Source organism: Hymenobacter sp. 5317J-9, assembly GCF_022921075.1.
In the GTDB taxonomy this organism is placed as follows: domain Bacteria; phylum Bacteroidota; class Bacteroidia; order Cytophagales; family Hymenobacteraceae; genus Hymenobacter.
In genome coordinates this window covers 2,484,664-2,509,397 of the sequence record NZ_CP095050.1, presented here as the reverse complement: position 1 = coordinate 2,509,397, position 24,734 = coordinate 2,484,664, and the positions used below count along the sequence as shown (strand labels likewise).

28 protein-coding genes are annotated in these 24,734 nt (G+C 64.0%); 2 read left to right on the top strand and 26 right to left on the bottom strand.

Going from position 1 to position 24,734, the window contains the following annotated elements; genetic code table 11:
• Nucleotides 1-83: 83 nt before the first annotated feature.
• The 11 genes from MUN81_RS10535 to MUN81_RS10485 form a co-directional block, all read right to left on the bottom strand.
• A complete protein-coding gene (locus MUN81_RS10535; RefSeq protein ID WP_245117255.1) occupies nt 84-3,227 on the bottom strand; it encodes a hypothetical protein in 3,144 nt (1,047 codons plus the stop codon).
• A 24-nt stretch (nt 3,228-3,251) separates the two neighbouring features.
• Entirely contained in the window at nt 3,252-3,692 is a 441-nt protein-coding gene (locus MUN81_RS10530; protein WP_245117254.1) for a hypothetical protein, read from the bottom strand.
• Nucleotides 3,689-5,170, bottom strand: coding sequence for a hypothetical protein (locus tag MUN81_RS10525; protein WP_245117253.1), 1,482 nt, complete (start codon nt 5,168-5,170; stop codon nt 3,689-3,691). The genes MUN81_RS10530 and MUN81_RS10525 overlap by 4 nt, the downstream gene beginning before the upstream one ends.
• Entirely contained in the window at nt 5,167-7,110 is a 1,944-nt protein-coding gene (locus tag MUN81_RS10520; RefSeq protein WP_245117252.1) for a SprB repeat-containing protein, read from the bottom strand. The genes MUN81_RS10525 and MUN81_RS10520 overlap by 4 nt, the downstream gene beginning before the upstream one ends.
• A gap of 5 nt (nt 7,111-7,115) precedes the next feature.
• Nucleotides 7,116-7,643, bottom strand: a complete 528-nt coding sequence (locus MUN81_RS10515; protein WP_245117251.1) for a hypothetical protein — start codon at nt 7,641-7,643, stop codon at nt 7,116-7,118.
• Nucleotides 7,643-8,470 carry a hypothetical protein gene (locus MUN81_RS10510; RefSeq protein ID WP_245117250.1) on the bottom strand — a complete coding sequence of 276 codons (828 nt, stop codon included), beginning with the start codon at nt 8,468-8,470 and terminating at the stop codon, nt 7,643-7,645. The genes MUN81_RS10515 and MUN81_RS10510 overlap by 1 nt, the downstream gene beginning before the upstream one ends.
• A 75-nt stretch (nt 8,471-8,545) precedes the next feature.
• A complete protein-coding gene (locus MUN81_RS10505; RefSeq protein ID WP_245117249.1) occupies nt 8,546-8,794 on the bottom strand; it encodes a hypothetical protein in 249 nt (82 codons plus the stop codon).
• A gap of 10 nt (nt 8,795-8,804) precedes the next feature.
• Complete coding sequence (locus MUN81_RS10500) at nt 8,805-9,791, bottom strand: amidoligase family protein (RefSeq protein WP_245117248.1); 987 nt, start codon at nt 9,789-9,791, stop codon at nt 8,805-8,807.
• A gap of 180 nt (nt 9,792-9,971) precedes the next feature.
• Nucleotides 9,972-10,253 carry a hypothetical protein gene (locus MUN81_RS10495; protein ID WP_245117247.1) on the bottom strand — a complete coding sequence of 94 codons (282 nt, stop codon included), beginning with the start codon at nt 10,251-10,253 and terminating at the stop codon, nt 9,972-9,974.
• Nucleotides 10,254-10,567: 314 nt separating this feature from the next.
• Complete coding sequence (locus MUN81_RS10490) at nt 10,568-10,882, bottom strand: hypothetical protein (RefSeq protein ID WP_245117246.1); 315 nt, start codon at nt 10,880-10,882, stop codon at nt 10,568-10,570.
• Nucleotides 10,883-11,054: 172 nt separating this feature from the next.
• On the bottom strand, nt 11,055-11,564 hold the full coding sequence (locus MUN81_RS10485) for a hypothetical protein (protein WP_245117245.1): 510 nt from the start codon (nt 11,562-11,564) through the stop codon (nt 11,055-11,057).
• A gap of 77 nt (nt 11,565-11,641) precedes the next feature.
• Between MUN81_RS10485 and MUN81_RS10480 the strand changes: the two genes are divergently transcribed.
• The gene (locus MUN81_RS10480) at nt 11,642-12,007 is read left to right on the top strand and encodes a hypothetical protein (protein ID WP_245117244.1); all 366 of its coding nucleotides are present in this window, start codon (nt 11,642-11,644) and stop codon (nt 12,005-12,007) included.
• Between the two features lie 7 nt (nt 12,008-12,014).
• On the opposite strand, the gene MUN81_RS10475 is transcribed toward MUN81_RS10480, so the two are convergent.
• The 9 genes from MUN81_RS10475 to MUN81_RS10435 all read right to left on the bottom strand — a co-directional run bounded on the left by MUN81_RS10475 (nt 12,015) and on the right by MUN81_RS10435 (nt 19,829).
• The gene (locus tag MUN81_RS10475; RefSeq protein WP_245117243.1) at nt 12,015-12,305 is read right to left on the bottom strand and encodes a hypothetical protein; all 291 of its coding nucleotides are present in this window, start codon (nt 12,303-12,305) and stop codon (nt 12,015-12,017) included.
• Nucleotides 12,305-13,321: a DUF6712 family protein gene (locus MUN81_RS10470; RefSeq protein WP_245117242.1), complete on the bottom strand. Its 1,017-nt coding sequence runs from the start codon at nt 13,319-13,321 to the stop codon at nt 12,305-12,307. The genes MUN81_RS10475 and MUN81_RS10470 overlap by 1 nt, the downstream gene beginning before the upstream one ends.
• Complete coding sequence (locus MUN81_RS10465) at nt 13,321-14,679, bottom strand: hypothetical protein (protein ID WP_245117241.1); 1,359 nt, start codon at nt 14,677-14,679, stop codon at nt 13,321-13,323. Before MUN81_RS10465 ends, MUN81_RS10470 begins: the two co-directional genes overlap by 1 nt.
• Entirely contained in the window at nt 14,680-15,045 is a 366-nt protein-coding gene (locus MUN81_RS10460; RefSeq protein WP_245117240.1) for a hypothetical protein, read from the bottom strand.
• Between the two features lie 316 nt (nt 15,046-15,361).
• Nucleotides 15,362-17,026: a hypothetical protein gene (locus MUN81_RS10455; protein WP_245117239.1), complete on the bottom strand. Its 1,665-nt coding sequence runs from the start codon at nt 17,024-17,026 to the stop codon at nt 15,362-15,364.
• Nucleotides 17,013-17,693 carry a hypothetical protein gene (locus MUN81_RS10450; RefSeq protein WP_245117238.1) on the bottom strand — a complete coding sequence of 227 codons (681 nt, stop codon included), beginning with the start codon at nt 17,691-17,693 and terminating at the stop codon, nt 17,013-17,015. Before MUN81_RS10450 ends, MUN81_RS10455 begins: the two co-directional genes overlap by 14 nt.
• Nucleotides 17,665-18,942, bottom strand: coding sequence for a DNA methyltransferase (locus MUN81_RS10445; RefSeq protein WP_245117237.1), 1,278 nt, complete (start codon nt 18,940-18,942; stop codon nt 17,665-17,667). The genes MUN81_RS10450 and MUN81_RS10445 overlap by 29 nt, the downstream gene beginning before the upstream one ends.
• Nucleotides 18,942-19,589 carry a hypothetical protein gene (locus tag MUN81_RS10440; RefSeq protein ID WP_245117236.1) on the bottom strand — a complete coding sequence of 216 codons (648 nt, stop codon included), beginning with the start codon at nt 19,587-19,589 and terminating at the stop codon, nt 18,942-18,944. The genes MUN81_RS10445 and MUN81_RS10440 overlap by 1 nt, the downstream gene beginning before the upstream one ends.
• 96 nt (nt 19,590-19,685) lie before the next feature.
• Nucleotides 19,686-19,829 carry a hypothetical protein gene (locus MUN81_RS10435; RefSeq protein WP_245117235.1) on the bottom strand — a complete coding sequence of 48 codons (144 nt, stop codon included), beginning with the start codon at nt 19,827-19,829 and terminating at the stop codon, nt 19,686-19,688.
• An 81-nt stretch (nt 19,830-19,910) separates the two neighbouring features.
• On the opposite strand from MUN81_RS10435, the gene MUN81_RS10430 reads away from it, so the two are divergent.
• A protein-coding gene (locus tag MUN81_RS10430; protein WP_245110381.1) for an IS5 family transposase occupies nt 19,911-20,665 on the top strand; the annotation gives its coding sequence in 2 pieces (ribosomal slippage) (nt 19,911-20,241 and nt 20,241-20,665; 756 coding nt in all).
• A 23-nt stretch (nt 20,666-20,688) separates the two neighbouring features.
• Here the strand turns inward: MUN81_RS10430 and MUN81_RS10425 are convergent.
• From MUN81_RS10425 to MUN81_RS10400, 6 genes are all read right to left on the bottom strand, one after another.
• Nucleotides 20,689-21,222, bottom strand: a complete 534-nt coding sequence (locus tag MUN81_RS10425; protein ID WP_245117234.1) for a 2-phosphosulfolactate phosphatase — start codon at nt 21,220-21,222, stop codon at nt 20,689-20,691.
• Nucleotides 21,223-21,273: 51 nt separating this feature from the next.
• Nucleotides 21,274-21,603, bottom strand: coding sequence for a hypothetical protein (locus tag MUN81_RS10420; protein WP_245117233.1), 330 nt, complete (start codon nt 21,601-21,603; stop codon nt 21,274-21,276).
• 105 nt (nt 21,604-21,708) lie between these two features.
• The gene (locus MUN81_RS10415) at nt 21,709-22,704 is read right to left on the bottom strand and encodes a hypothetical protein (RefSeq protein ID WP_245117232.1); all 996 of its coding nucleotides are present in this window, start codon (nt 22,702-22,704) and stop codon (nt 21,709-21,711) included.
• Between the two features lie 61 nt (nt 22,705-22,765).
• Complete coding sequence (locus MUN81_RS10410; protein WP_245117231.1) at nt 22,766-23,236, bottom strand: hypothetical protein; 471 nt, start codon at nt 23,234-23,236, stop codon at nt 22,766-22,768.
• Nucleotides 23,237-23,261: 25 nt separating this feature from the next.
• On the bottom strand, nt 23,262-24,203 hold the full coding sequence (locus MUN81_RS10405) for a S49 family peptidase (protein ID WP_245117230.1): 942 nt from the start codon (nt 24,201-24,203) through the stop codon (nt 23,262-23,264).
• Between the two features lie 182 nt (nt 24,204-24,385).
• Nucleotides 24,386-24,721: a hypothetical protein gene (locus MUN81_RS10400; RefSeq protein WP_245117229.1), complete on the bottom strand. Its 336-nt coding sequence runs from the start codon at nt 24,719-24,721 to the stop codon at nt 24,386-24,388.
• Nucleotides 24,722-24,734: the final 13 nt, after the last annotated feature.

The window sequence follows — 24,734 nt, the reverse complement described above, 5'->3', positions numbered from 1 at the left end:
GTGCGTTTAGCCAAACGGTAGTTCAAATAAACAACCATTCGTACACGGAGTGACTGTTCATATTTGGTTTTCTTTTTTGAACACTAATTGGAGGGGCCTTTGGGACGAATGTCGGACTTGCTCTGCAGCTTCTTCGCTTTCTCCAGGTCGCGGTTCAGGATAAAGGGGTCCGCTACCACTTCGAGCTGAGTGGCCCACTGCTCCACTCCGGCCAAGCGTCGGTCCAGCGACTCCAGCACCGACGTCAGGCGCTGGCCGTTGGCGCCACTCACCACTTGCTCCTCGTCGTCACCCGGCTTCGGGCCGGCCGGCTCAGTGGTGGGGCCACCGTCATAGAAGCCGCGCTGCCGGCGCTGCTCCAGCCAGCCTTCGACCTGCATCACTTCCGGGTCTTCGCGCATCCACTTTGGGATGACGTACTCGTTGTCGTGCACGACGCCGGCCACTGAGTGCCCGCTCTGGTCCATGAGCTTGCCGTTGCCGCCCACGCGTAAGCCAATCATTTCCCACATGCTGCTACTGGTCGAGGCCGGCGCCGTCACGCCGGCGCCGGTGGCGCCGCCTTTGGCAAAGCCGGCGATTTTGCCCACAGCCAGGCCCCCGCGCAGGGTGGCCAGTCCGCTCATGGCGATGCCGTAGATGGGGCCGGCCACCGGGCCCATCTTGGCGGCGTCGAGCCAGTAGTTCTGAATTTCTTCCTGCAGGTTGACGAACACGTTGGCAATGGCCTCGGCTTTGCGCGCGGCCTTGAACACCTTATACAGAACGGTCTGCTCCTCCAGCGCATCCTCCAGAAACTTCACGCTGTCGTCGTTCAAGGCTTTGTCGATGGCCGCCAGCTTCTTTTTGAACACCACGATGCCATCGGCTTCGGCCTTAGATTTCTTGGCGTAGTCGGCCTCGCCGCTGATTTTGTCGGCGTGCAGCTTCTTCCACGCCACCGACTCCTGCTGGTCGCGCTGCTTAATCAGGTCCAGCTCCCGCTGCATGGCTGCCTGCTTGATGGCGAAAATGGCGTCCTGGTACGCCTGCTCGGTAATCAGCCCGTTGGCCATGCTCAGCTCGGCCTCCGCCAGCGACACCTCGGCGTCGGCCTTGGCTTGGGCAATCTGCTGGTCGATGGCGTCCTGCCGGCGCTTCTCCTCATCGGCGGCGTTTTTCTCCCACAACTCGCGCAGGCGCAGGTCCCGCTCGGCCACGATGGCGGCGACCTGCTCGGTGTAGTTGGCCTCCGTTTCGTCGAGGGCCGCTACCTTTTTGTCGGCCGCGTCGAAGATGCGCTGGCGCTCTTCTTCGCGGCGCAGCTGCTCGTCGCTCATGCCGGTGCGGTCGAGTTGGGCGCGCAGTGCGTTGCGGTACTCCAGCAGGTTGCCTTCCTGTTTTATCCAGGCCTTCATGTCGGCCAGCCGTTCGCGGTCGGCTTTGTCGCGCTCGGCCTTGGCTTTTTTCTCGGCCGACTCACGGGCCTTCTTATCCTTGGCCGACTCGCCGGCTGGCTCCTCTTCGCCGCTGCTGGCTGCCGTGCCGCCCCCGCCGCTGCTGTTGGTGTCGGCAGTCGACGTGCGCGCCGTGCGCACGATGCGGTTGTTTTTATTGGCCTCGTAGCCCTTGGCGAACGCCTCGGCGGCCCGTTGCCCACTCTCCAGCGCCACATCGGCCGTGGCCTGCATGGCGGATTTGAAGCCGGCGACAATCTTGCCTTTGTCGAGGGTGAAAATGCCAATGAGGATGTCGCCCACCCCGCCCAGAATCTTGAGGGCATCGTCCTTGATGGTGGTGAACACACTCACAATCATGGCGGCCAGGCCTCCAAGTACGCCCCGCACCAACTCACTCTTATTGTAGAGGTCGATGAAGCCGTCGACCATGCTGCGAATCACGGCCACGCCGATGCGCAACGGAGCTACCAGCAGCGTGATGGCCGACTTGAGCAGATTGGCCACGAACGCGGCCGAGTCGCCTTTCTCCCCGAACAGGCCCAGCCCGTCGACTAGGTCGCTCACGTCGTGCCACAGCGACACCACTTCTTCGCCCAGCGCCACGAAGATGTCGACGACGGGCTGCGATTTGTCGAATACGCGGCCGAGCCAGTCAAAAAGCTTGGTCAGCCCGTCGTTCACGAAGCCCCCCACCGTCTCCTTGATTTCATTCCAGCGCATGGTCCAGGTGGCCATGCCGCCGGCTGCCTGACGCGCAGCCACGGCCGCTCCGCCAAACTCGGAGTTCAGCTCGGCCAGAATCAGCTTCTGGGCCCCGGCCGTGTTGCCGGCTTTCACCATGGCCGCAATCTGGTCTTTCTGCTGCTCGGTGAACGTGACGCCCACCCGCGTGAGGGCGGTGATGCCCTTGATGGGGTCGTTCAGGGCCTTGCCCAGCTGGATGCTGGCGCCCTTCATGTCGGCCGGGCCGTCGCCGGCCATCTTGGTGGCCAGGTCCTGAATGGCGGGAATGGCCTCCTCGAACACGCCCTTCTTCACGTTTTTGAACGTGAGCAGCATGGCGCTGGCCCGGTTGGTTTCGTCGTCGTCGAAGAGCGTGACCTTGGCCCGCTCCTCGCCGATGCGCCGGATTTCGTCGGCCGTGAGCCCGGCGGCCTTCTTGGTGGCGTGCAGGGTGGCTTCGAGGTCAGCCGAGGACTTGGCGCTGCCCTGGAACTCCTCCCGCGCGGAGGCGAAGAATCCGAAGATTTTTTGCACCACGTCGAGGATGCCCCCGCCCAGGAAGAAGCTGAAGGCGTTGGCGAAGCCCTGCTTCAGGAAGCCGGTGCCAGCGGTGGCGCCCTTCATCTCGGAACTGACGCCGGCAATGCGGTCCTGCAGGGCGTGGTAATCGGCCAGCATTTTGGCCCGGCCCGGCGCGTCGCCGTTCATTTCGTGCAGCTGCTGCTCCAGCAGCGCGGCCGAGGCCTTCATTTCCTTATAAGAGGAGTTCAGCTTCTGGCCGTTGAGGATGACCTGGGTGTTTTCCCGGTTCAATTTCTCGGTGGCCTCCCGCATTTCCTCCTCCGTTTGCACGTAGGTGCGCATTTCCGCGCGGGCCGCGCCCACGCGCTGGGTGAGCACCTGAAAGTCGCGCTGCAGCTGCTGCCGGCGCGGGTCATCCTGGCTCATCTTGCTGAGCTGATTATTCATCAGCGCCACGCCCGCGGCCATGTCTTTGATGCTGGCGTTGGCTTGCTGGGCGTTGAGGAGTATTTCTAACTCCCGGGTTTCCTTATCTGCTGCCATGAGGCTTATCGTATAAGTTAAGTGTTAAAAGCTGATGGTCGTTTCGCCCGGCAGTGCGTCGACGGTCTTGGCCACGAGCACCTGGCCGTAGAGGTCCAGCATCAGCTCGGAGAGCCGCTTGGTTTGATGGGCCACTTCCTTCGAGTACCACGGCCGGGCCTTGCGCGCCAGGCGGCGCAGCTGGCCGCGTGAGTTGCGCAGGCGGTCGTAGCCGTCGTCGCCCTTCCGGATGCCGGCGCCGTGGCCGCGGCCCACCCCCATGTCGACGAACTTGCCATACAGCGCGTAGCTGAGCTGGATGCGCAGGCGGTCGGCGCCGGCCTCGCCGATGACGTTCTTTTTGAAGGACGCCAGCAGGTGGCCGGTGTTTTCAATCTGGAGCCGGCGCATGTTGGCCACGAAGCGCTCGACGGTGATGTCGAGCCAGTCCAGCGCCAGCTGGCGGGGAGAAATGGGCTCGCTCATAGTCGGACGTAGCGATACGTGAACTGGGCTTGCTCCAGGTTGCGGCCGGTGGTGCTGAGCGTGAGCGACACTTTTTCCCAGAGGTACTTGCGGCGGTCGACCATCTCCTTGCGGGCCGGGTCCAGCGACAGTAAATCCGCCACCCGGAACTCCATCGTGGCCTCGCGGGTGGTGGCCCGGTCTAGGAAGTCGAGCCAGGCCCGGTGCCAGGTGGCGTACAGGCCGTCGGCGCCGTCCCAGCGCAGGGTGCTTGTGCCCACGGTATTGCCGGCGAAGTCCTCGGCGCCCCAGGTAGCCAGCGGGTAGAGGTAGCCTTCGCTGTCGGGCTGCAGGCCGCGGTCGAAGAGCAGGCGCAGGCCGCAGCGCGAATCATCGCCCAGCTCGAAGGCCGGCGAGGCGCCTTTTGCGGCCACCGCCGGCACCAGCCACTCACGGGTGCCAAAGTCTGCCGGGTCCCGCTCGCGCACCACGTGCAGCGTGCCGGCCTCGGTGCTCACCTCCTGCTGGCCGGCGCCCACGCGCAGGGTGGCCCAGCCGGTGTCGAGCGTTTTGTTCAGGTCGTCGTTGCTCTCCAGCGCCATTTTCAGCACGAAGCCGCGCTGCAACACCGCCGTGCTGTGGGCGGGGCCGCCGGTGCGGTTGAGGTAGGCCTGGTCGCCTATGACGTCGCGCAGCGACCGAATGGCCATTTCGCGGCGCACCGGGTGGAAGCTGTAGCCCAGGCCAAACATCTTCTGCAGGGCCAGCAGCAACTCGGCCACGCCAATGTCGGGCACGTGGCGGTTGACGGCAAAGTCGGCCGGCAGCGTGCCATCGGCCTGCTCAACCGAACGGTCGGAGTACACCACCAGCGCCTGCACTTCCGGCTCGGCTAACCAGTCGCCGCTCAGGGCGTAGCCCACCGCCCCGAGCACACGCCGAAGCAACGGCACTAGGCGCACGAACGGCACCACGGTGCTGCGCTTGCCCACCACCGGCACCAGTTCGTAGGCCCCGAAGCGGTGGTAGTTGACGATGCCGCAGAAGCCGGGGTCTTTGTCGCCGTAAAAATCGGCGTTGCGCAGGGGCGGCAGGGCATACTCCGGGTCGTTGTGCACCAGGCTCAGCGGCAGGCGGCCCAGGTCCAGCGTGCCCAGGGTGATGCCCTCGATGCGGCTCTGCAGGTCGGCGGCGTCGGCCACGAAGTTGTAGGCAAACAGGCCGCGCGGCGCGTCGCAGTCGAGGTACACGAGGGCGCCCACCCACCGCAGTTGCCCGTCGATGTACAACTCGCAGGGCTCATCCGCCACCACGTCGCCCTGCTCGGCGCGCACGTGGGGGAAGTTCAGCGCCGCCAGGTTGTCCTCCATCGGCAAGCCAAACGGGTAGGTGATGGTGCCCGGCACGGTGCCGAAGCTGAAAAACGGACTGTTGATGTCGATGGTAATCGACCCGGGAGCCAGCACGAGCCAGCCCTTCGGCACTTTCAGGCCAATCATAGGGCGGGCTGGGCGTAGGTGAACTGCGCATCGCCCAGTTCGGGCGTGTAGAGCTGCTCGGTGGTCAGGTAAAACTCGAAGTCCTGGGTGGGCACCGGCTTGCTTTCGTCCAGCAGGGTGCTGGTTTTGGCCTTGACGAAGCCCGGCAGCCACCGCAGGCCGTGCTGCAGCAACACGCGCCGCGACAGCAGGAAGTCCTGCGAGGCCTCCATCTGGGCGCGGGAGCGCTTGCCGCTGGCCACCTTCATCACCGGGCGCAGCGCGCGGGTGCGCACGGCGGTGTCGCCATCCAGCGGGTCGGAATCGGGCGTCAGCGTGCGGCTGGACTCCTCGCCGGTTAGCTCCACGTCGACCACCTGCGCTTCGCCCAGCGCCGCGTAGGTGGCCATGCCGCCGAGGCTGGTGGCGAAGAGGAAGAAGCGGCGCTTCGGGTAGGTTTTGCGGTCGAGCTCGTAGCGCCGCACCTCGCTGAGCGCCGTGGCTTCGTCGGGCGTGGTGACGAAGATTTCCCACCACAGCACCACCTTGTCCGCGCCGGCCGACTCGGCGATGGCGGCCAGTTGCAGGGCCTCGTAGCCCACCGGCCGGCAGTACACTTCGTGCAGGCGCACGTTGTCGACGCCGCCCAGGTTGATGACTTCGTTGGTGCCGTCGGTGTACTGTACCCGCAGCTGGAAGCGGAACCCGGCGGTGGATTTCGACACCAGGTAGTACAGAAACTCCGGCTGGTCAGCCACCACGGTTTTGGCCGGCGGCTCCCACGTCAGGAAGGGCATGACCGCGCCTTGGTAGCGGTCGAAAAAGGTGCGGGCCCGCGACTCGTAAAAGTTCAGGCCGCCGAGCACCACGTAGTTCTGCGTCAGCACCGACGTGCCCGAGCGCACCGGCGGCGTGCCGTAGCTCTCGGCGTATTTGAGGTAGAAGCGCCGGAACATGGGGTCGGCGCGCACCACGCCGGAGAGGCCCACCGCCGGCACGTGGTGTTGCAGAAACACGTCGAGCAGCGTTTCCACCTGAAACACCGTGCGGCCGTCGCGGTCGGCCGGCTGCTCCAGCACGCCGCCCACCAACTCAAACGCCCCGCTCAGGTAGTCCTTCTCCACCCACACTTCGCAGAGGAAGGTCAGGTTGGGTTTGGTGGTGGGGTCGGCGCGGTAGGCCGCGCCGGCATCCAGTGCCAGCGTGATGGGGTTGCGCGACCAGAAAAAAACGTCGCTGGTCACCACCAGGTTGATTTCTTTGCTGCACCCAAGCACGTCGGTGATGACGCACGAGTGCGGCCCATCGGAGAGGCCGGTGCGGTCGCGCGTGGTCACGCCGTCGTCCCACAGGAAGGTGTACAGCCCGGTGCCCCCGCTCACCTGCAGGGCGACGTCGGCACCGGTTTTCTGAATCACCACGACCAACTCCGGATTGGTACCCACCTGCACGGTGGCGCGGGCCACGGCGCCGCTGGGCACGTCGGTCACGGCCACGCGGTAAGTGCCGGCGGGCACCAGGCCGCGGTCTTCGGTGGTGGGGCCGTCGTCCCACCGGTAAGTGAACGGCCCGTTCATGCCGGCCACGGTCAGGTCGATGCCGCCGGTGTTGGTGCCGAAGCAGGGGCACTGGGTGGTGGTGGCCGTGAGGGTCAGCGTGGTGACGGCGGTGGTGAACCCGCCGTTGCCGTCGTGGAAGTAGCCGGTGCGGGTGGGGCCGTTGACGTAGACGTGGAATTCCTCCAGCACGTCGCGGCTGTAGTTTTCGGGCGGCCCGATGGTGCTGCCGCTGCTCTGGTCGTAGTCGTAGTCGCCGCCGAGCGGGAAGGGCGTGTGCACCACCGTGCGGGTGGTGGTGTCGAATTCGTACTTGTCGGCCGCGAACCGCTCACCGTACACCTGGTCGCTGCGGTCACCGTAGGTGCCGGTGCTGGTCCAGTCGAGTTTGAGAAGTTTGAGCATGGCAATTAGCTGAAGGCCGCCGGGTTGTAAGTGAGGCCGGCGTTGGCCGGCGAGATGATTTCGAAGTCAAAGCGGGTGCCGTACCACTGGTCGCCGATGGGGCCCACGGCGTCGGCGACGATGCTGCCCACCGGCCAGCGCACCTTCACCTGGTTCTCGTACTCGCGGCGCGCGGCGGCCAGCACTTGCTCGCCGTTTTCCTCGGTGCGGTCCAGGATTTCCCAGGCGTCACCACCGGACGTTTTCTGTTCGAGCAGAAAGAAGGCCCCGCGCGCCGTGCGCTGGTAGTTGTCGCCGTTGTTGTCTCGGTACTGGGTCTGCAGGCTTTCAAGCACGAGTACCTGCTCCCCGGCGCCGGCCTTCAGCGTGCGGCCGAGCAGCGTTTCCTGCATCTCCAGCAAGTCGACCTGGCGCTGCAGCGGGTCGACGCTGACGATGATGCGGGCGAAGCGGGGTGAGTCCTCGCGGTGGCGAATGAGGAGGTTGCGCCCGGCAATGGTGCGGAACAGGGCGCTATAAGTCGAATTGCGCATCAGAATGAGGGTTTTTGCGTTTTGAGACGGTTATACTCCACGGCTGCGTCGTGCATTTCCGCCAGCACGAGGCGCAGCGGCTGGCCAGCGGTTTCGCCCACCGTGCCAAAAGCGCCACCGGAGAGTTTGCGGAGCACGCGGTCCCACTCCGGCGCCTTGGCAGGGCCGTGTATCTCCTCGGCCGCGGCAAAGACCTCGGGAAACTCCAGCCCGAGCTGGGCCCGGCAGCCGCGGTACCAGGTGAGCACGGCCAGCTTTTCAAGGGCAGGCACCGGCGCCAGGCGCGGGGTGCGCTGCTCCAGGTGATACTCGTTGAAGGGGATGCGCACGTCGCCGTTCCAATCGGCGGCCTCGGGGTCGACGTGCCGTTTGGCCGGCCGGTAGAGCACGGCCAGAAACTTGTCGAGGTAGGTGGCCCGGTGCTGGGCCTTGGCCCGGTGGTACTGGATGAAAAAGGTGTCGGCGAAGATGAACTCGCCGAAGGTGGCGTTGCTCAGCGAAGCGCGCGGGCCGTGCACGGTGGTCGCTGGCTCGGTACGGTGCCGGCCGGGCAGGCGCAGGGTGGGCACGAGCTGGGCCGTGAGCCGGTGGTCCTCGGAAGTAGTGAAGTCAACAAGCGGCAGCAGTTGGGCCAGCACGTCGGGGGCCAATGCCGAGAGCAGGGGCAGGCGGAAGCCGGTCAGAATGGCCAAAAGCCGAAGCCGGTACCCGTTGGTTTCGCTGGCGCCGTAGAGTTCGGCCAGCACCCGGAGCAACTGCTTCCGGGTCATTTCATTCCACGTCGAGGGCACCTGTTTGGTGATGGCGCCGATTTGCAGGGTTTCCATGCCCCGAAGTTGCCGGCGCCTGCCACGGTGAAAAAGGACACAAAAAAGCCCCGCCGGCGGGGCGAGGCTTCGGTTTTAGATGGTCTGCTCAATCGGCACCGGCGTAATGAAGCCGCCGGACTGCAAGTCGTGCAGGAAATTGACCATGGTATCAGTGCGGACCACGGCGCCAGTTTGCAGCTTGCAGCGGTCAGCCATGTCGGCCATAAAATCTTCCACGCTGACCGAATGAATCCAGTCATGGTCGAGCTGGCGCAGGGCTTCGACTAGTTCCACCGGTGAGGCGGCCTCAATGCGGCCGCCTCCGAGTACTTCGTAAATCATAGGGAAAAGATTAGCGGGTGCGGGTGGCCAGCGCCGTGCGGCGGCGCTGGTAGAAGGTAGCAATGTCGCGCTGGTTAAAGGTAGCAAATTCGCTTACGGGTAGCGCCGGGGTTACGAGGCGCTGCTTCGAAAAGTCTACTAGGTTAGCTAGGAACCGCACCCACATGCTGATTTTCTCGAAGTTCGTGGTGCCGCTGTGCTGGCGGAATTCGATGGTACCCTGGCGGAAGAAGCTTTGCATGTTCACCTTGTGGTAGCGGTTGGTGTTGGCGGCGTTGCCTAGTTCCTGGGCCGTGGTGGCGCTCAGGATGGCTTGCTCGGCGGCAGCTAGGGTGCGGCCGCGCTGAAGGCTACGGCAGTAGTAGGCGGCGTCGCCGCGGCGGTCGGCCGGCATGAGCTGGTCGATGGTCGGCTCCAGTACGAGGTAATTGCGCACCAGTTGACGCATGGCCTCGATGCTCAGGTCGCGGGCGCCCAGGTGCACGTGGAGGCCGCAGGTGCTGTTGACCTGGGCGCCGCAGATGCGCAGGGCGCGGCAGGCCCGCTCCAGGTCGGCCAGGCCTTCGAGGCCCTGCAGCACCGGGCTTACCAATTCGAAGGCGTTGGGGCCGCTAATGCTGGCGTCGCTGGTGATTTTCCAGTGGCCGCGGGTGGTGTGGTTGTAGCCTTCGGCCTGGGCTTCGAGGCCTTGGGCGCGCAACTCGGCGAGCAGGGCCGCGCTGGTTACGCCGAAGGCTTCGATTTCTACGCCGAAGGTGCGGTTGAAGGGGCCGGGTGCGAAGGGGGCCAGGGCCTGCTGGGCAGCCGTGCGGGAGGGCGTTACCAAGGCCCGCTCGGCGCTGGCCGCAATCCAGGCGGCGTAAACGTTCTGGGCGAAGCCGTAGCCTACGCCCAGCAGGGTGGCTACTTCGCGGCGGGTGTGGCCCAGGGCGAAGAGCTGCTGCATCTTCCAGGTTTTGGTGGCTCCGGCGGTGGCGAGGATTTGGGCGGTGGTCATGGCGTAAGGCGTTGTTTTTGTGTCGTTTAGCATGACAAACAACGCATCACTCTTGGCCCTAAGTCAAGTTAAATAACTTGTTTTTGAGTCATTTAGCGCAGATTCCACCCACGGTGGAATGCCCAACTGGCACGGTGCAAAAAAAGCCCCACCTTGGTGGGGCGGGGCTTATAAAACGCGCTAGTATAAATCGTGGTCTAGCTCCCGAATGCGCTTCTCGAGGCCGGCAATAACCTGCACCAACTGAAACTCGGTGGTGCCGAGGGGCACCAGCGGGTGAATGTTGTACCGGCTGAGGGTTTCATACATCACCAACGTGTCGACAAAGATGGGCTCGGCCAGTGGGGGCTCCAACACTTTCTCCGGCGCTGGGGCTTTGGCGCCGCTATCGTCGTCGAGGTCGTCGGCGGCAGGGTTGCGGCCGAAGCCGATGGGCGGGGCACTCTTCTTTGTCTTTGCCATGGCAGCGGTCAAGCAAGCTGGGGAAATCGCTGCAAACACTTCATGGGCCGTTCGCCCTAAGCATAGAGGTCACGCTCCTCCACTACTCCCCAGCCGTATTTTGACGGCCAGGGCGAACGGAGCTTTTATCATGAAGTGTTTGCTGGGCAAAGATAGCAAAGCGGCCCGCCTGCGCGAGGCAGACGGGCCGTTAAGTTGTGCTGATGCGACGGGGAGCTACTACCACGGTCACGAGGCTGGGGCCTTTCGACTACCCACTTCATCCGCATCGGCCCACCAATATGGGGTGCGCCTGAGTAAGTTGATTCCACGGCCTACGCCAAGCCCAGCACGACGCGCAGCCAAGTGAATCGGCGCAGCAGCACCACTACCAGGCCGATGACAACGCCGGCCAGCAGCCCGTACACCCACCAGGGCGTGCCGCTCGGCTTCACGGCTGAGGCCTGCGCCGGCCCGAGGGCCACGGCGTCGCCCTTGGCTTTGCCGGTGGCGGTGGGGTTGGCCACGTTGTTGTTGCCGCGCTGCATGATGATGGTGACCGGGCCGTTGAACTTCCACTTGCCAGCCGGTGCCGCCGGCAGCAGCAGGGCTGTGCTGTCGGTGGGCACCTGCATGGGGTAACGCCACATTTCGTTTGAGCAGCCTACCATTGACAACAGGCAACAAGCAACTAATAGCTTCTTCATTTGATGGCTTTAAGGCAATTCTTGCAGGTCACCTTCGCTGGGTTACGGATGCTGCTGAGCACGGTACTGCCCCAGCGTTTCTGGCAATTGCAGGGAATGCCTGTCAGGTGAATCTTCATTGGTACTTCGGGTTATCGACGACGTTGGCCACGGCAGCCACCATGCGCTTCAGTCGCCAGTTCACGTACACGCCCTCGCCTTCGCGCTGCAGGGCGCCGCCCCCGCCGGTGTTGCCGCCTACTGCGCGGCAGCTGGGTCCGGTGCCCCAGACAATGAGCATTTCCACGTGACATATTGCGGCGCGACCCCAAGTGAAGCCGAGGAGGTCGCCGGGCTGAGGCCCAGGCCGGCCGGCGAGTTGGACGCCGTTACGCCAGATGGTGTGGGCGGCGTCGAACCAGTCCTTGGCGCGGCCGAAGCGTGGGACGAGAAGGCCGGCGCGGCGCAGCTCGACGACAACGGTCCACGAGCACCAGGCGTCGCCAATGCGGCCACCGGCTTCCTTGATGATTTTTTCAACGTCGGGGCCGCGGTTGAATCCGTGCTCCCGGATGCCAACAAGTTTGTTGGCTTCGGCCACGATGCGGGCGCGGAGGAGGCCGGCACGGCCGTCATCGCTATCCAAACCATAAATGCGCCCAGGCAGAGCAAGAAAGCCAAGGAGAACAAGGAGTAGTTTAATCTGACGCATCGCATTCTGAATTGAAATTCGGCCACTTTGCGCCGCTCGATAAGCTGCGCCAGCCGGTGGGGGTATATGTTGGCTTCTGTGTAGAGGGGCTCCCGGAGTTCGGCGCTGAGGTTCTCGTAGAGCTTGCCGTCCTGCTCCAGCGATTCGGCTTGATAGCCCTGAAATCGGGGCAGAAACTTCTCGTGCATGAACAGGCCGCCGTGCAGCACGCCGCTCGTGAGCAGCGCCGCCAGCCCCAGCGCGTTCAGGATTTCGATGCCGAAGGCGCCGGCTGTGGGGTCGAGGATGCGAAGCACCGGCGGCAGCACCACGAAAATGAGACCGGTGGCAAACAGGCCTTTTGTGGCCTGACGGATGTAGTTGGGGATGGGCATTGATGAAGAATTAAGATTTGCGGTTAGGGTCGAGCAGCCATTTCACCAGCAGGTCTTTCACAAAGCCGATGTCGTCGCCAATCTGGGCGAGGCGCTTTTCGGTGGCATCGTCCCGAATACCCGCCATTTCCTTCAGGTGCTTGATTTCAGTTTTGTTTTCCTCCCCAAGCTTCAGGGCCTGCTCAATCTTGGCCTTCTGAGCTTGCTCTGTCACGATGGTGCGCGAGGAGAAAATGTTGTAGATGGCGGCGAGGACGCCGATGGCCGTGAAGCACTTCACGAAAATTTCGAAGTACTCCATTAGCAGGCCCGGTAGGTTTTGGCGGTAAAGTCGCGGCCCGGCTCCGGCTTGGGCGGCGTGTAGGCGCTGGAATTGAAGTAAGTGGCGAAGCGGGTGGCCGAGGCCGTGCGGTCGAGGTAGGCCGTGAGCTGGTTCAGCCACCGGGCCCCAGTGAGCAGCGCTTGGTCAGCTTTGTTCTTCAGCAGTTGGTCGAGGCCGGCGTCGGCTTCCTTCGAGTTGCTGTCGTCGATGCGGGCCACCATTAGCTCGATGCCCTCCCCGGTAAACTTGAGGCCCATTTCGGGGGTGGCGTGGCCCACGGTCAAGCTGGCCAGTGCCGGCAGCACGTAGGTGCGCAGCAGGTTTTTGTTGTCCGACGACAGGTTGCGGGCCAGCGTCTGGTCGCGCAGCTCCTGCAGGAACTCGTGGCCCATCACGCGGCCGAGCTCAAAGTGCTCCAGCCGGCGGCGCACCGGCCCCAGCAGCGCGAACACGGCGCGCGAGTCGCCGATGTTCTCGTACTCCTGAAACTGGGCGGTGCTGGTGAACAGCTCCCGGCGGTGGCGCTGGCCGGCGTCGGACGTAGCCCACGCCTGCAACTCGGCCGACGACTGGTAATTGTCCTCCAGCCACTGCACCAGCATGTCGAGGTCGCGCAGGCCCCGGCCCTGCAGCACGGCCTGTGCCTTCACGGTCTGCCATTGGAAGGCCGTTTTGCTGGTTTCCGACACGATGATGTGCACGCCGGTGCCGTCGATGATGACCTGGTGCTCCGGCAGCCCGATGGCGGTGGCCAGGCGGCCGAGTGGCGCCTGCACCAAGCGTAGGAGTTCGGCGGCCAGGTCATCGGCCGAGTCGGCATCGAAGCCGTCCGCGTCGTAGGCCGCCTGCAGCCAGTCGGCCAGCGGCTTGCCCAGCACCGTCCGGATGACGGTGGCCTCCACCTCGCGCAGCGCGATGGCGATGGCCGGGGGAATGGTTCGGGAGTCTATCGAGACAAATTGCTTGAGCTCGTCGACGGTGTTGAGCAGGGACATCAGGCGTCGGTTGTAGTAGTGGTCTCGCTGTTTTTGTCCAGCGTATTGATTTCGGGGTTTAGGAAGCGGAACTCCAGCTCGGGGTCCCAGCCGTTGTAGTCGCGCACCAGGTTGAGCACCTCCAGCAGCAAGTCCTGGTGAAAAGCGTGGGTGGCCAGGAAGGCATTGAAGGCCACCCGCTTGTCGGAGCCGGAACCGGCACCCATGCCCTTGCCAGGCGAGATACCACTAAGCGTGGGGTCGACCTGCAGGGCCGTGTAGATGTGGCTGCTGGCTTCCTGCGAGTCCTCGATGTAGAGGCCCGACTTGATTTTGTCGTCGATGGCCGTCACCTTGAACACCGAGATGGGCGGGCCGCCGTTGGGGTCGGGCATGGTCACGGCCAGCACCGACTTGCCGGCGCCGTCGGTGCCCGCCATCGTTTTCTCGAAGGCGTCCAGCTCCTCGGAAATGATGCGCTTGCGGTCACCTTCCTTCTTTTCGGCCCAGTCCGGGTACTTCCACTCCCAGTAGCGCAGGTCGGCCTCGATGATGTACTTAATCGAGAGCTGGTTGATGAACAGCTGCTTCTTGAACTCGGGAATGGCCTGCGCCACGTCGAGCCAGCCCGACTTGATGATGACGTTCCACACCGCCAGCTGGTAGAGCGCCTGGCCGGGGCTGGGCAGCGAGAGCGGGTAGATGTACTTGAAGCCGCGCGTGTCGGTGCGCAGGGTTTCCACCACGTCGTAGTAAGGGTCGAGCACCGGCACCCGGGTGGTGTACTCGTCGCCGGGCTTGGCTTCGGGCCAGTTGGCCGAGATGTACACCCACTGCGGCGCAGCTTCGCCGGGTTTCTGGGCCGAGTAGCGGCAGTAGGGCGTGTCCTGGACGCAGATGCTGGTAATCTGGCTGCGGTCGTTGCTCAGCACCAGCTCCGGGAAGGCGTTGGCGAAGTACATCAGGCCCTGAATGCCCTCGAACCCGAAGCGGCTCAGGTTGGATTTGCGGAAAAACTCCTTCACCACGTGGTCGTTCACGCGCTGGAATATCTCCGAACCGTCCGGTTTGTAGCCGATGACCTTGCCGTACACGATGCCCTTGCCGTACACGGCGCGGGTTTTCCAGTCCAGCACCGGCTTAAGGATGGTGCTCTTGGCCATGGCCGCCAGCACCTGCTGCGGGAAGTCGTTGGCGTCGCCCCAGGGCGCGAGGTCGCCGCTGGCCGTGCCTTTGGCAACGGGCGTGGTGGGCTCCGCGCCGCCGGGCTTGGCGCCGCCCTTGCCACCGGCCGCGCCAAACGCGCCGGGCGTGCGCAACACCGCGCTCATGCCGCGGTGATAGGCCACGCCGTTGCCGGCAAATACGAGTTGCTCCATTTAGATGTAGACTTTGCGCCCCGCGACGTGCGTGAGCAGGTAAATGTGAATTTTGACTAGGGCACCGGTGCGGGTATCGACCAGGTTGCGGGTGGCATTGCGCCAGTGGGCGGGGTCTTTCGGCACCGGCACCAGCCCATCGGCCGCGACGCTGGCCCGGTCGGCGGCGGACTCCTCCCCTGCCCGCGGCGCGCGCAGCTCCGCGGCGGCTTGGCGCGTGCCGCGGCCGATGCGCGCGGCCGGCAGCTTGCCAAAGTCGCCGCCGGTTTTGCGGCGCCGGTCGCACTTCACCCACTGCACGGCAACGGGCGCGGGCCCGTCGAGCAGGTCCAAGGCATCTTTAAGTCGGATAGTGGGCGTTTCCATTGGTGCCACGAAGTAGGCGCGGCACCGAGGCGGGAAAAAGGACACAAAACCGCATCAGCGGCCCCGAAACGGCATAAAAAGCCAATCTCACTGCCTATTGCGCCAGCGCGCGGGAATCGGCCTTTTTGGGGTGCGACGGTGTTTTATAGTCTCACACGTCGAGCAAAAGACCCCGGCTTGCACTGTCACGGTTTGGCAGTTGCCGAGGGGCGCCTCGGGGATATCTGTGGGCGTTTCCCTTTTTGGCCGTTGCGCCTTGGGCAAACAAAAAGCCCCGACTGGTGGGTCGGGGCTTGCGCACTGGAGGTGGGCAGAGTCAGCTGCTCACGATGAGGAGCTGGCCGAAGTCGACGCCGGCATTGACCACGTCGGTGCCCACGCTGAGCAGGTGCATGTCGAAGTTGTCGGTGAAGTGCGTGGCGTGCTCCTGGGGGAAGCTCTTCTTGCCCTCGCTCTTCTTCACCTTCACGATGCGGCCCTTGGAGTCCTGGCTGACCGGGGCCAGCAGCATGGCCGTGACCATGTTCTTGCAGTTGACCTTGTTGATGCGGATGCGCATCAGCTTGGGGTCCCGCTCCCCGAGCAGGGTTTGGCCCAGCAGGTAGCGCGTGGCGTGGTCCGGCGCCCGGCCAATGCTCATGCGCCGCACCCGCCAGCCCTTCTTGGTGAAGGCATTGATGAGCGACTGGTTCAGCGTGTACTTGCTGTCCTCCCGCCGGGCATCGCCGCGCTCGGTATCGGGCAGCAGCTCAATCTCCCGCTTCAGGTGGTGGGCATAGTAGGTCGTCACGTCGGCCACCAATTCCTCAATGAAGGCGGGGTGCTTGACGTGGAAGTCCTTCAGGAAGCGATACTCGCCCTTATCCGCATGCGGCTGGCCGACTACCATGGTGGTAATTTCGGCACCCCAGTCCACCGAAATGCGCAGCGGCCGATGGGCGCGGCAGTCGCTGTCCATCTGGCTATCGTGCGTGCTGAGTTTCTTCAGGTTGAACTCGAGGCCCAGCACGAAGTCGTCGTTGGCGCACTCCACGACGTGGCGGGCTTGGTTCAGTTGAGGGTAGAAACCGCCTTCCACGGTGGTGGGGCGGCGGTTCATCATCTCAATCATGAACGTGAAGTCGGTCATGAAGCGCCGCTGGTCGAGCAGGTACTGCAGGCCCAGGTTGTGGATGTTGTCGAAGGCGTTGGCCTCGGAGTAGAAAGTGCCCTTGTCCTTGGCCGAGGGGAAGTAGTTTACCTCCCGCATCAGCTTCAGCACCTCCGTTTTCCAGATTTCGAGCTTTTCCTCATCCGTTTTGGCGTCCAGGAAGCGCACCTGGGCGTCAATCAACTCGTTTTGGCGCTGCACCAGGTCGATGCCTTCGTCCTCGTAGTACTTCGACTTGTCGAGCAGCCAGCGGCCCGTATCGCCCCACGGCATCGAGGAGAACAGGAATACGCCGTGGTGCATCGGGTTTTTGCCGAAATACTGGCCGTTGCCCCGGTTAGTGGCCGACAGGTCGGCGTCGAGCTTCTGCTTATCGAACAGCAGGGCCTCGTCGCCGATAAAGCCGTCCACGTTTAGGCCCCGCGAGGCCGAACCACCGGCATCGAGCGACACCAGGTGGAACCCGGTGCCGTTCTTGAAAATGATGAAGTGGTCGTAGCTTAGCGGGCCTTCAAAGGGCCGGTCCCAGTTCAGGGTGGGCGGCGGCTTGCGGCCGATGTAGTAATCCCGGTTCAGGCGGTAGCCCAGGCGCTCGAGGGACGCCACCGTCGAGGGCAGCGTCCGGGTGAGCACCTGCTTATAGGTCGAGCCGACGATGACCCAGCAGCTGCGGGGCATCGTCGACACAATCTTGTGAATGTCCCAGGCAATGATGCTGGACTTGCCGGTACCGCGGCCCCAGAGGCTGACGCCCTCCTTTTTCCGGCGCGCGGTGACGTACCGCAGCTGCGGCTGATTGAACTGCAGCTTGACTTGGTCAACGATTACCACCCGGGAGCTCCTTTCCGCTGGTTTCGGCCAGCATCACCTCCATGGCGTCGGCGCCGAACACGTTTTGCTGCACGGCCTCGTTTATCAGCTCGAAATCGGCATCCGAGATGTCGTCGAGCTTGTTGAGGTCCAGCACGCGCGGTTTCCGGCCCTCCACGGTCAGGTGGATGTTGTAGGACGTGTTGCCGCTGCCGCTGCCGTCGTTTTCGCCGGCCGCATCGGCGCGCAGCAGTCCCGACACGTTGGCCTCGAACTTCATGGCCGCCATCGCCCCTTTGACGTCCGGGGGGCGCATGGTGAGGCACAGCTGCAGCAGCTTGCGGGCAAACTCCAGCAGCACGGCCCGGCGGCCCTCCTTCTTCACCTTTTTGACGTCGCCAAACAGGTTCTGGGCGTCGCGCAGGCGGCGGTAGCACGTGGCCCGGCTGATGGAGAACTGCTTCGAGAGCAGCGGCCAGGCCTGCTCAAAGGAGTGGTAGTTCAGGATGAGCCCATACGCCGCCTCCAGCTGGTTGTGCACCAACTTATCCTCGCGGCTCAGACCGTCCAGCCCTGGGCCGTTTTCGTCGTGGTAGGCCGCAAAAATGCGCTCCACCGCCGTCGACTTGGCCAGCAGCACCTGGTCGGCGTGCGGGAGGCTATTCGGCGAAGGCAGCGAGTTGCTCATGGGTCAGTTCCTCTCCGTTGCGGGTGATGGTGAAGCGCCGGTTGTTGTCGCGCATGAACTTGACGTAGCGCCGCACGTGCACGTCGACGTAGCGCGGGTCCAGCTCCACGAAGCGGCCCTGCCGCCCCGTCATTTCGCACACGATGAGCATGGTGCCCGACCCACCGAAGCCGTCGAACACGATGGCGCCGGGCGTGCTGGAGCACTCCACCAGGTACACCTGAATGTCCAGCGGCTTCATCGTGGGGTGCTCGGCATTGCGCTGCGGACGGTCAAACCGCAGCACCGTGGTCTGCTTTCGGTCGGAGCACCAGGTGTGGGCGGCGCCTTCCTTCCAGCCGTAGAGAATCGGCTCGTGCTGCCAGTGGAAGTCCTGCCGGCCCATCACGAACTGTTGCTTCACCCACACCAGGCACTGGCTGAGCTTCAGGCCAGCCTCCTTGAAAGCCAGGCGGAAGTTGGCGCCCTCGCTGTCGGCGTGAAACACGTAGATGGGCGCTCCTTCGCGCATGAACGTGAAGCAGTTGACGTAGAAGTCGTACAGGAACTCGCGGAAGTTGCCGTCGCTCATGCTGTCGTTTTCAATCTTCAGCGCATCCTTCGTTTTGCCCTGGTAATCGACGTTGTAGGGCGGGTCGGTGTCGACCAGGTCGATGAGCACGCCCTCGCCCACCGCGCGGGCCACCACGTCGGCATCCGTCGACGAGCCGCACACGAGGCGGTGCAGCAGCGCCTGGCCGTCGCTCTCGAACTCGTACACGTCGCCCAGCACCGACACGGGTACGGCCGGCGGCGTGGGGTCGAACTCCTGCTCCTCGGCCGGCGGCAGCAGCGAAGCCGTGAGCTGGGCCAGCGCATCGAGCGCAGGCGTGTCCATAATGGCATCGAGGTCCAGGTGGCTGAAGTTGTCGAGCAGGCTCTGGTAGTCCCAGACGCCGGCCCCGACGTTGCTGACGATGTTGTACTCGTCGAGCTCGTCTTTCGTGAGATGGCGGTTGGGCATCCGCACGTCGATGAGTTCGTCGCCGCGGCCCAGGTCGATGAGCACGGCCAAACGCTGGTGGCCGGCCAGCACCACGTTGTCGAGGTTCACGGCCGGCACTTCCGCCAGGTTAAACTTGCGGATGCTGCGCGTGAGGCGCTCTCGGCCCTCCTCGGTCAGGGTGCGCGGGTTATAGCTCAGGGGCACGAGGTCGCGCACGCGGCGCTGGGCGTTGTGCCACTGCAGGGGAATTAGCTCTTCGGACATTACGAGTGGAGTTTGGAACGGATAAGGATGATTTCAGCTTCGGCCGCGGCCAGGTCATCGGCGCGGTCGGGGCGTTTTTTGAGTTTGGAGCGCAGGCTGAGCAGGTTGGTCAGGCGTTGGCGCAGCACGCCGGCATCGTCGATTTCGGCCGTGGGCACCGGGCCGGGCAGGCGGCCGTGCGCCAGCACGTGGGCCTCGGCCTCCTTCAGCTTGACTTCCTGGTCGGTCAGCTCCAGAATGCGGGCGGCCACGGCGTAGCGGGCTTTTTTGCCTAGGTTGCGCGCGGTGAGCTGCGCATGGGCCTGGCTGCGTTCGTCGCGCACGGCGCGCAGCTGGGCTCGCACCTGGGCCAACGCCGGGCTGCCCACGCCCACTGGGGTGTTCGGTACCACTGGGGCCGGCGTGGGCAGGGCTGCAGCGGGTGGTTCCGGAGGCGGCGCGGCGTTGGCCAGCGCCGCGATTTCCTCTTTCACTTCGCCCACCATGGCCCGCAGCTCACGCGCCAGCACCTGGGCCGAGTAGTCTGACTCGCCCAGCGCGAAGAGGCGCTGGTACGTGGCGTTTGTGCCCACCTGAGCATAGAGGGCCACGCCCTGCGCGAAGGGCCGCGCCGAGGCCAGCCAGGCGGTGATTGCTGCAAGTTCCATGGCCCGAAGTTGCCGGCGCCTGCCACGGCAAAAAAGGACGTAAAAAGGCCCCGATGCACAATGCGCCGGGGCCTTTCCCTTCGGTTCACGCTGGCTTCAACTCGCCGATGTAGGTCGTTTTCGCTTCGGGACTAAGTAGGTGAACTTCGGGTCTTTCACCAGCTCGTCAGCCTCGGCCAGCGTGAGCAGGCGCAGGTCTATCGTGCGTCCCAGGCGTTGAATCACAATTTGGGTAGGCACGACAGTGGCGCGGTACTTGGCGGCGACCTCGGGCTGCAGCTGGTGACTAGGAAGTGTTAACAGTAGGTATTAATTTGGGGTATGGATTATTTGCTCACAGACGCGCAGTGGGCCCGCATCGCGCCGCTGCTGCCGGGTCGGGAAGGCACGAAAGGTGGCCGGGGCCAGGACAACCGCCGTTTTGTAGAAGCGGTGCTGTGGTTGTTGCGCAACGGCTGCCGCTGGCGTGCCTTGCCGGCCGCGTGGGGCAACTGGCACACAACATACACGCGCTTCCAGCGCTGGACCGCCTCGGGCGTGTGGGCCCGGGTGCTGGCCGCCGTGCAAGAGGACGACGCGCTGCACACGCTGCTGGTCGACTCGACCACCGTGCGGGTGCACCAACACGCGAGCGGGGCACGCAAAAAAACGGGCCGCAAGCCCTGGGGCGTAGCCGCGGCGGATTGACCACCAAGCTGCACGCGGTGGCCGACGCTGGGGGCCGGTTCGTGCGCGGCAGCCTGACAGCCGGCCAGCGCCACGACGCCCCGCAAGCGCTGCCGCTGCTCGACGGGCTGGCCCCGGCCTACCTCGTGGCCGACCGGGGCTACGATTCCGACCCGCTCGTGGCCACCCTGGCTGCCCGCGGCACCTGTGCCGTGATTCCGCCCCGGTGCAAGCGCCGCTACCCGCGGGGCTACGACGCGGCGCGTTACGCCCAACGTCACCCCATTGAGCGCCTTTTCAGCCGCCTCAAGCAGTTTCGCCGCGTGGCCACCCGGTATGACAAACTCGATGCGCATTTTTTGGCCTTTATTCACCTCGCTGCAACCGTCCTGTGGCTACGCGACTGTTAACACTTCCTAGACTTTGCCATCACTTAGGGCTTCATCGTGATGTCGCCCGCGTAGATGTACAGGCCGTTGGCATACGCCTCACCTTTGATGGTGAAGCCGCGACGGCCGCCGCTCAGCTTGCCCGAATCGAAGTCCGGAGCCAGCTCCACCGGCAGGCCTTCGGAGCCCACCTGCAGGTAGGTGCCATCGGCATCCGGCACCAGCATGATGAGGCCGAGGTTTTTCACTACGCGGGCAAACTCCAGCACGGAGGCCTTGTTGCCGGGGTGGAAGCCTTCGAAGCTAATTTTGTAGCCCTTGCCGTCGCGCTCACCCACCAGAGCGGCTTTGAGGGTGTTGGAGTCCAGCGTCATGTACACCTTCACGAAGCCCTTGGTGGCTTTGAAGGTGTGGGCGTCGGTGATGATGGCCGTGTCACCAGCCGCAGCACCGAGTTTCGGCGCCTTGGCAATGGTGGCGAAGTCCCGCTCCAGCGCGAGCAGCACGTAGCCGAGCAAGCCGGGCGTGTTGTCCTCGCCGTTCGGGCCTTCGAGGTTATTCAACTCAAAAGGATTCATGTCGAATGCTTAAGTCAGTGGATAAGTGATTTATAGCTGGGCCGGCCCCAACTATGCGGCTTTGGCTGGCTCTTCGATGAGTTCCAGCAAGGGCGAGTTCTCCTCCACCAACTGCTGAACCAGCTCCGGCTTGCTTTTCAGCTCTTGGTGGGTGATGCTCACCCCCTTCAGGCTGAAGCGGCCGGCCAGCACTTGGTAGCGCTTCTTGTCGTGCGTCACGACGGACAGCGCACCGGCGCCCTGCACGGCCGCAGCCGCGAGTTGCTCCTCTTGGGTGCTGATGATGGAGGCCTGGGCCTCTTTTTCGGCGTTCGATTCGGCCAGCTGGCGCTTCAGCTCGGCAATCTCCTGCTCGGGGGTAAGGGGTGTCTTATTTGGCACGGTGGTTAGGGCTTAAGTGAAATAAAAAACGCATGGGTTGGCACCGCCGAAGCCGGCCCACTCGCGGTGTCGGAGTAGGCCGGCCGGGCACCGGTGTAGCCGGGATTAGAGGGTCAGGTCCTGCTCGTTGGTGAACACGGCCTCCAGCACGGGGAAGCCCACGCCTTTGTAGAAGTCCGTGTAGATGCTCACCTGGCGCTTGGCGCTCTCGATGCGCACTTGCTTGGTGTTTACCGTCTTCTTGGCCAGTCGCTTACGGTTTTCCACAGGAGTGGCCCAGATTTTCATCGAGTCGCCCATCGAATCGAGACCCACCACCTGGTGCTTGGTGAACTCAATCGGCGAGGTAAGCAGCGTATCGCCGTTGCCGTCGATGATTTGTCGGGAAACCGACTGGCCGGTGTCGCTCTTGTACTTCTTGTAACGCCCCTGGGCGTAGCGGCGGGCCAGCGTGTCGTTCATGCACACTTCCATCGGGCGGCCACGGTAGCGGCGGCTGAAGCCGTTGACGAACGCCTCCACGTATTCGGCAAATGCCAAGTCATCGGTGGGGATGGCGCCCATCACAATGGGCTCCAGTTTGCTGGCCTGGATGGCGCGGTTGAGCACGGTCCGAATGCCGTCCATGCCGGTGCCGGCGGCGCCGGGCGTGCCGGGCGTAGGCGCCTGAAACTTACCGAAGTAAATTTCATTCAACTCGTAGTCCTCGTCGCTGCGCGCGAACAGGTGCTCCTCTACGACATAGCGGATGAACGGCCACTGGGCGCGGTCCAGGTTCTTGTCGGCCAAGAAACCCAGCCAGCTGTCTTCCAGCTTGTCGGGGTTCTCCTCGATGTCTATTTTGAACGGCGTCTGGGTCAGCACGATGGGCGAGGCCGAGAAGTTACCCAACGGGGTCCAGCCCGGCTGGAAGGGCTGGAGCACGCGGCTCAGCTCCGTCTGAGCCATCGTGTAGCTAGTGTCGTCGGTAGGAATGAGACCGAACAACGCCTCCGTCTTGGAGGAGAGATAAGGCTTTTTGAGTACGCGGGACAGGTTCTGACCGCCATCGCGGTAATAGTTGCCGTACTCGGTTTTGATGTCATCGATGTCGATGGCCATAATGGTCTGCGATTAAGGGTGAAAGCGAAAATTTGAGTTGAGACAAGCGGAAGGAATGGACTTAGCCGAAGAGCGGGTGGCCAGCCAGCGCCTTGTTATGGGGCAGGTTGTCAATAGCCTTCTGGTGAGCATCGGGCTCCTGCTCTTCCACATCCGACTTGCCAGCCTCCAGCGCGGGGGCCGTGTGGCCGGCACCGGGCAGCTTGTCAAACTTGTCGGCCTTCACCTTGTAGGCGTCGCGCTGCGCCACGAGCGCCTCGATGGACTCGGCACCGGCGGCGGCCAGGGCGTCGCTGGTGACTTTGGCGGCATCGGCCGCGGTTTTTTCGGCGGCGTCCACTCGGCCGGCCTTCTCGCTCAGGTCGGTGAACGTGGCCTCGTTGATGAGTTGGGCCCCTTTGATGCCGGCCTCTTCGAGTTCACCGTTGGCCGCTTCCGCCTCCTCGGCCGACACGGTTTCCTTGCCCACCAGGGCCGTCATAGCAGCGCCGAATACAAGGGCGGCACCGAGGGTTCTACCAAAAACTTTCATGGATTGAATTGAAAAAAAGGTTGAGTTAGGGGCGTTTCTGGCCTTCCTGCACCAGGCGCACGCACTCGCCGATGGCGTCCTGAAAGGAGCCAATGGCGTCGATGAGGCCGATTTCGCCGGCCTGGCTGGCGTAGAAGGTTTTGCCGGCGGCGGCGCCGGACTTTTCGAAGAGCTTGGCGTCGAGGCGGGCGCCGCGGTTGGCGCGCACATCGGCCAGGAAGCCGGTGGCGATGGCCGTCAGGCTGGCCTGCACGGCTTGGTAGTCGCCCTTGGCGGCGGCGGCGAAGTCGGCGTTTTTCTCGGTGCTCTGCTCGGCGTACACCTCGTGAAACTTCACGCCCAGCTTCTCGAAGTAGGGCTGGGCGTCCATCCAGCTGGCCATCACGCCAATGCTGCCGATGGTGCACGTTTCGTGGGTGGCAATGATGGTGTTGGCGGCCGAACCTATCCAGTAAGCGGCCGAACACATGAGCCCGTCCTCGCACAGGGCGACCACGGGTTTGCCGGCGGCCTGGCACTCCTTCACGGCGTCGACGACGCTCTGGGTGCCGAACACTTGCCCACCGGGCGAGTCGATGCGCAGCAGCACGGCCGAAATCTCCTGGTCGCGGGAAGCCCGCTGCAGGTCACCCGCCAGCGACATCAGCCCGCGCGGGCCGCACTCCTGGTCGGCCTTCATCAGCGGCCCGCTCACGCCCATCACCCGGATGATGATGCCGTCGTTGGCACCACCAGTGCCCGAATTGCCGGCCTGCTGGCGGGCGCCGTAGGCAATGATGCCGCCAGCCGCCAGGGTGGCCACAAGGTCTTTGGGCGCGGCTTCCGCCCGCAGCTCTGCGAAGCTCTGGCCCGTTACCAGCGGCCCGTTGCCGGTGAGCAGGTTCGCCAGCACCGGCATAAAAGATTGGGCGTGTTCCATCGAAATGGCCCACGGCGAGGAGATTAGGCGGGAGAGTAAACCGAGCATCGTTCAGGATTGAATGATGCAAAGCTGCCCGGAGCCCAAACCGGGAAAAAGGACACCAAAAAGCCCCGCCGGATGGTCGGGGCTACTTGCTCAAGCTAGGGGCCAGGGCTGGCAGGCTACCACGTACGCCGCGGCCAGCAGCGCCAGCACGGCCAGGCGCAGGTAGGTGGCGAAGGTGTTGCTCACAGCAGGGCCTCGATGACGGCCGCGGGGCCGAGCTTGGTGCTGAGTTCTTGGTAGACGCTGCCGTAGGCCAGCTCGTAGGCCGACTGCTCTTTGCTCATCATCAGCACGCGCGGCTCCCAGACGGCGAGCACGGCCGGCAGGCCCGGCACGGTCAACGGCTCGCCCACCGGCTGATTGTCTGGGTCGATGGCGCGGTAGCTGAGGATGGTCACGCACTTGCTTTTTTCGGGCAGGAAGTGCAGGCCGGTGATTTTAATGTAGAAATCGGTTTCCTGCACCGGGCTGGTTTGCAGGATTTCCGAGTCCATCGGCAGGGTCAGTTTCAGGGCCATGAGCGGGTTAGCG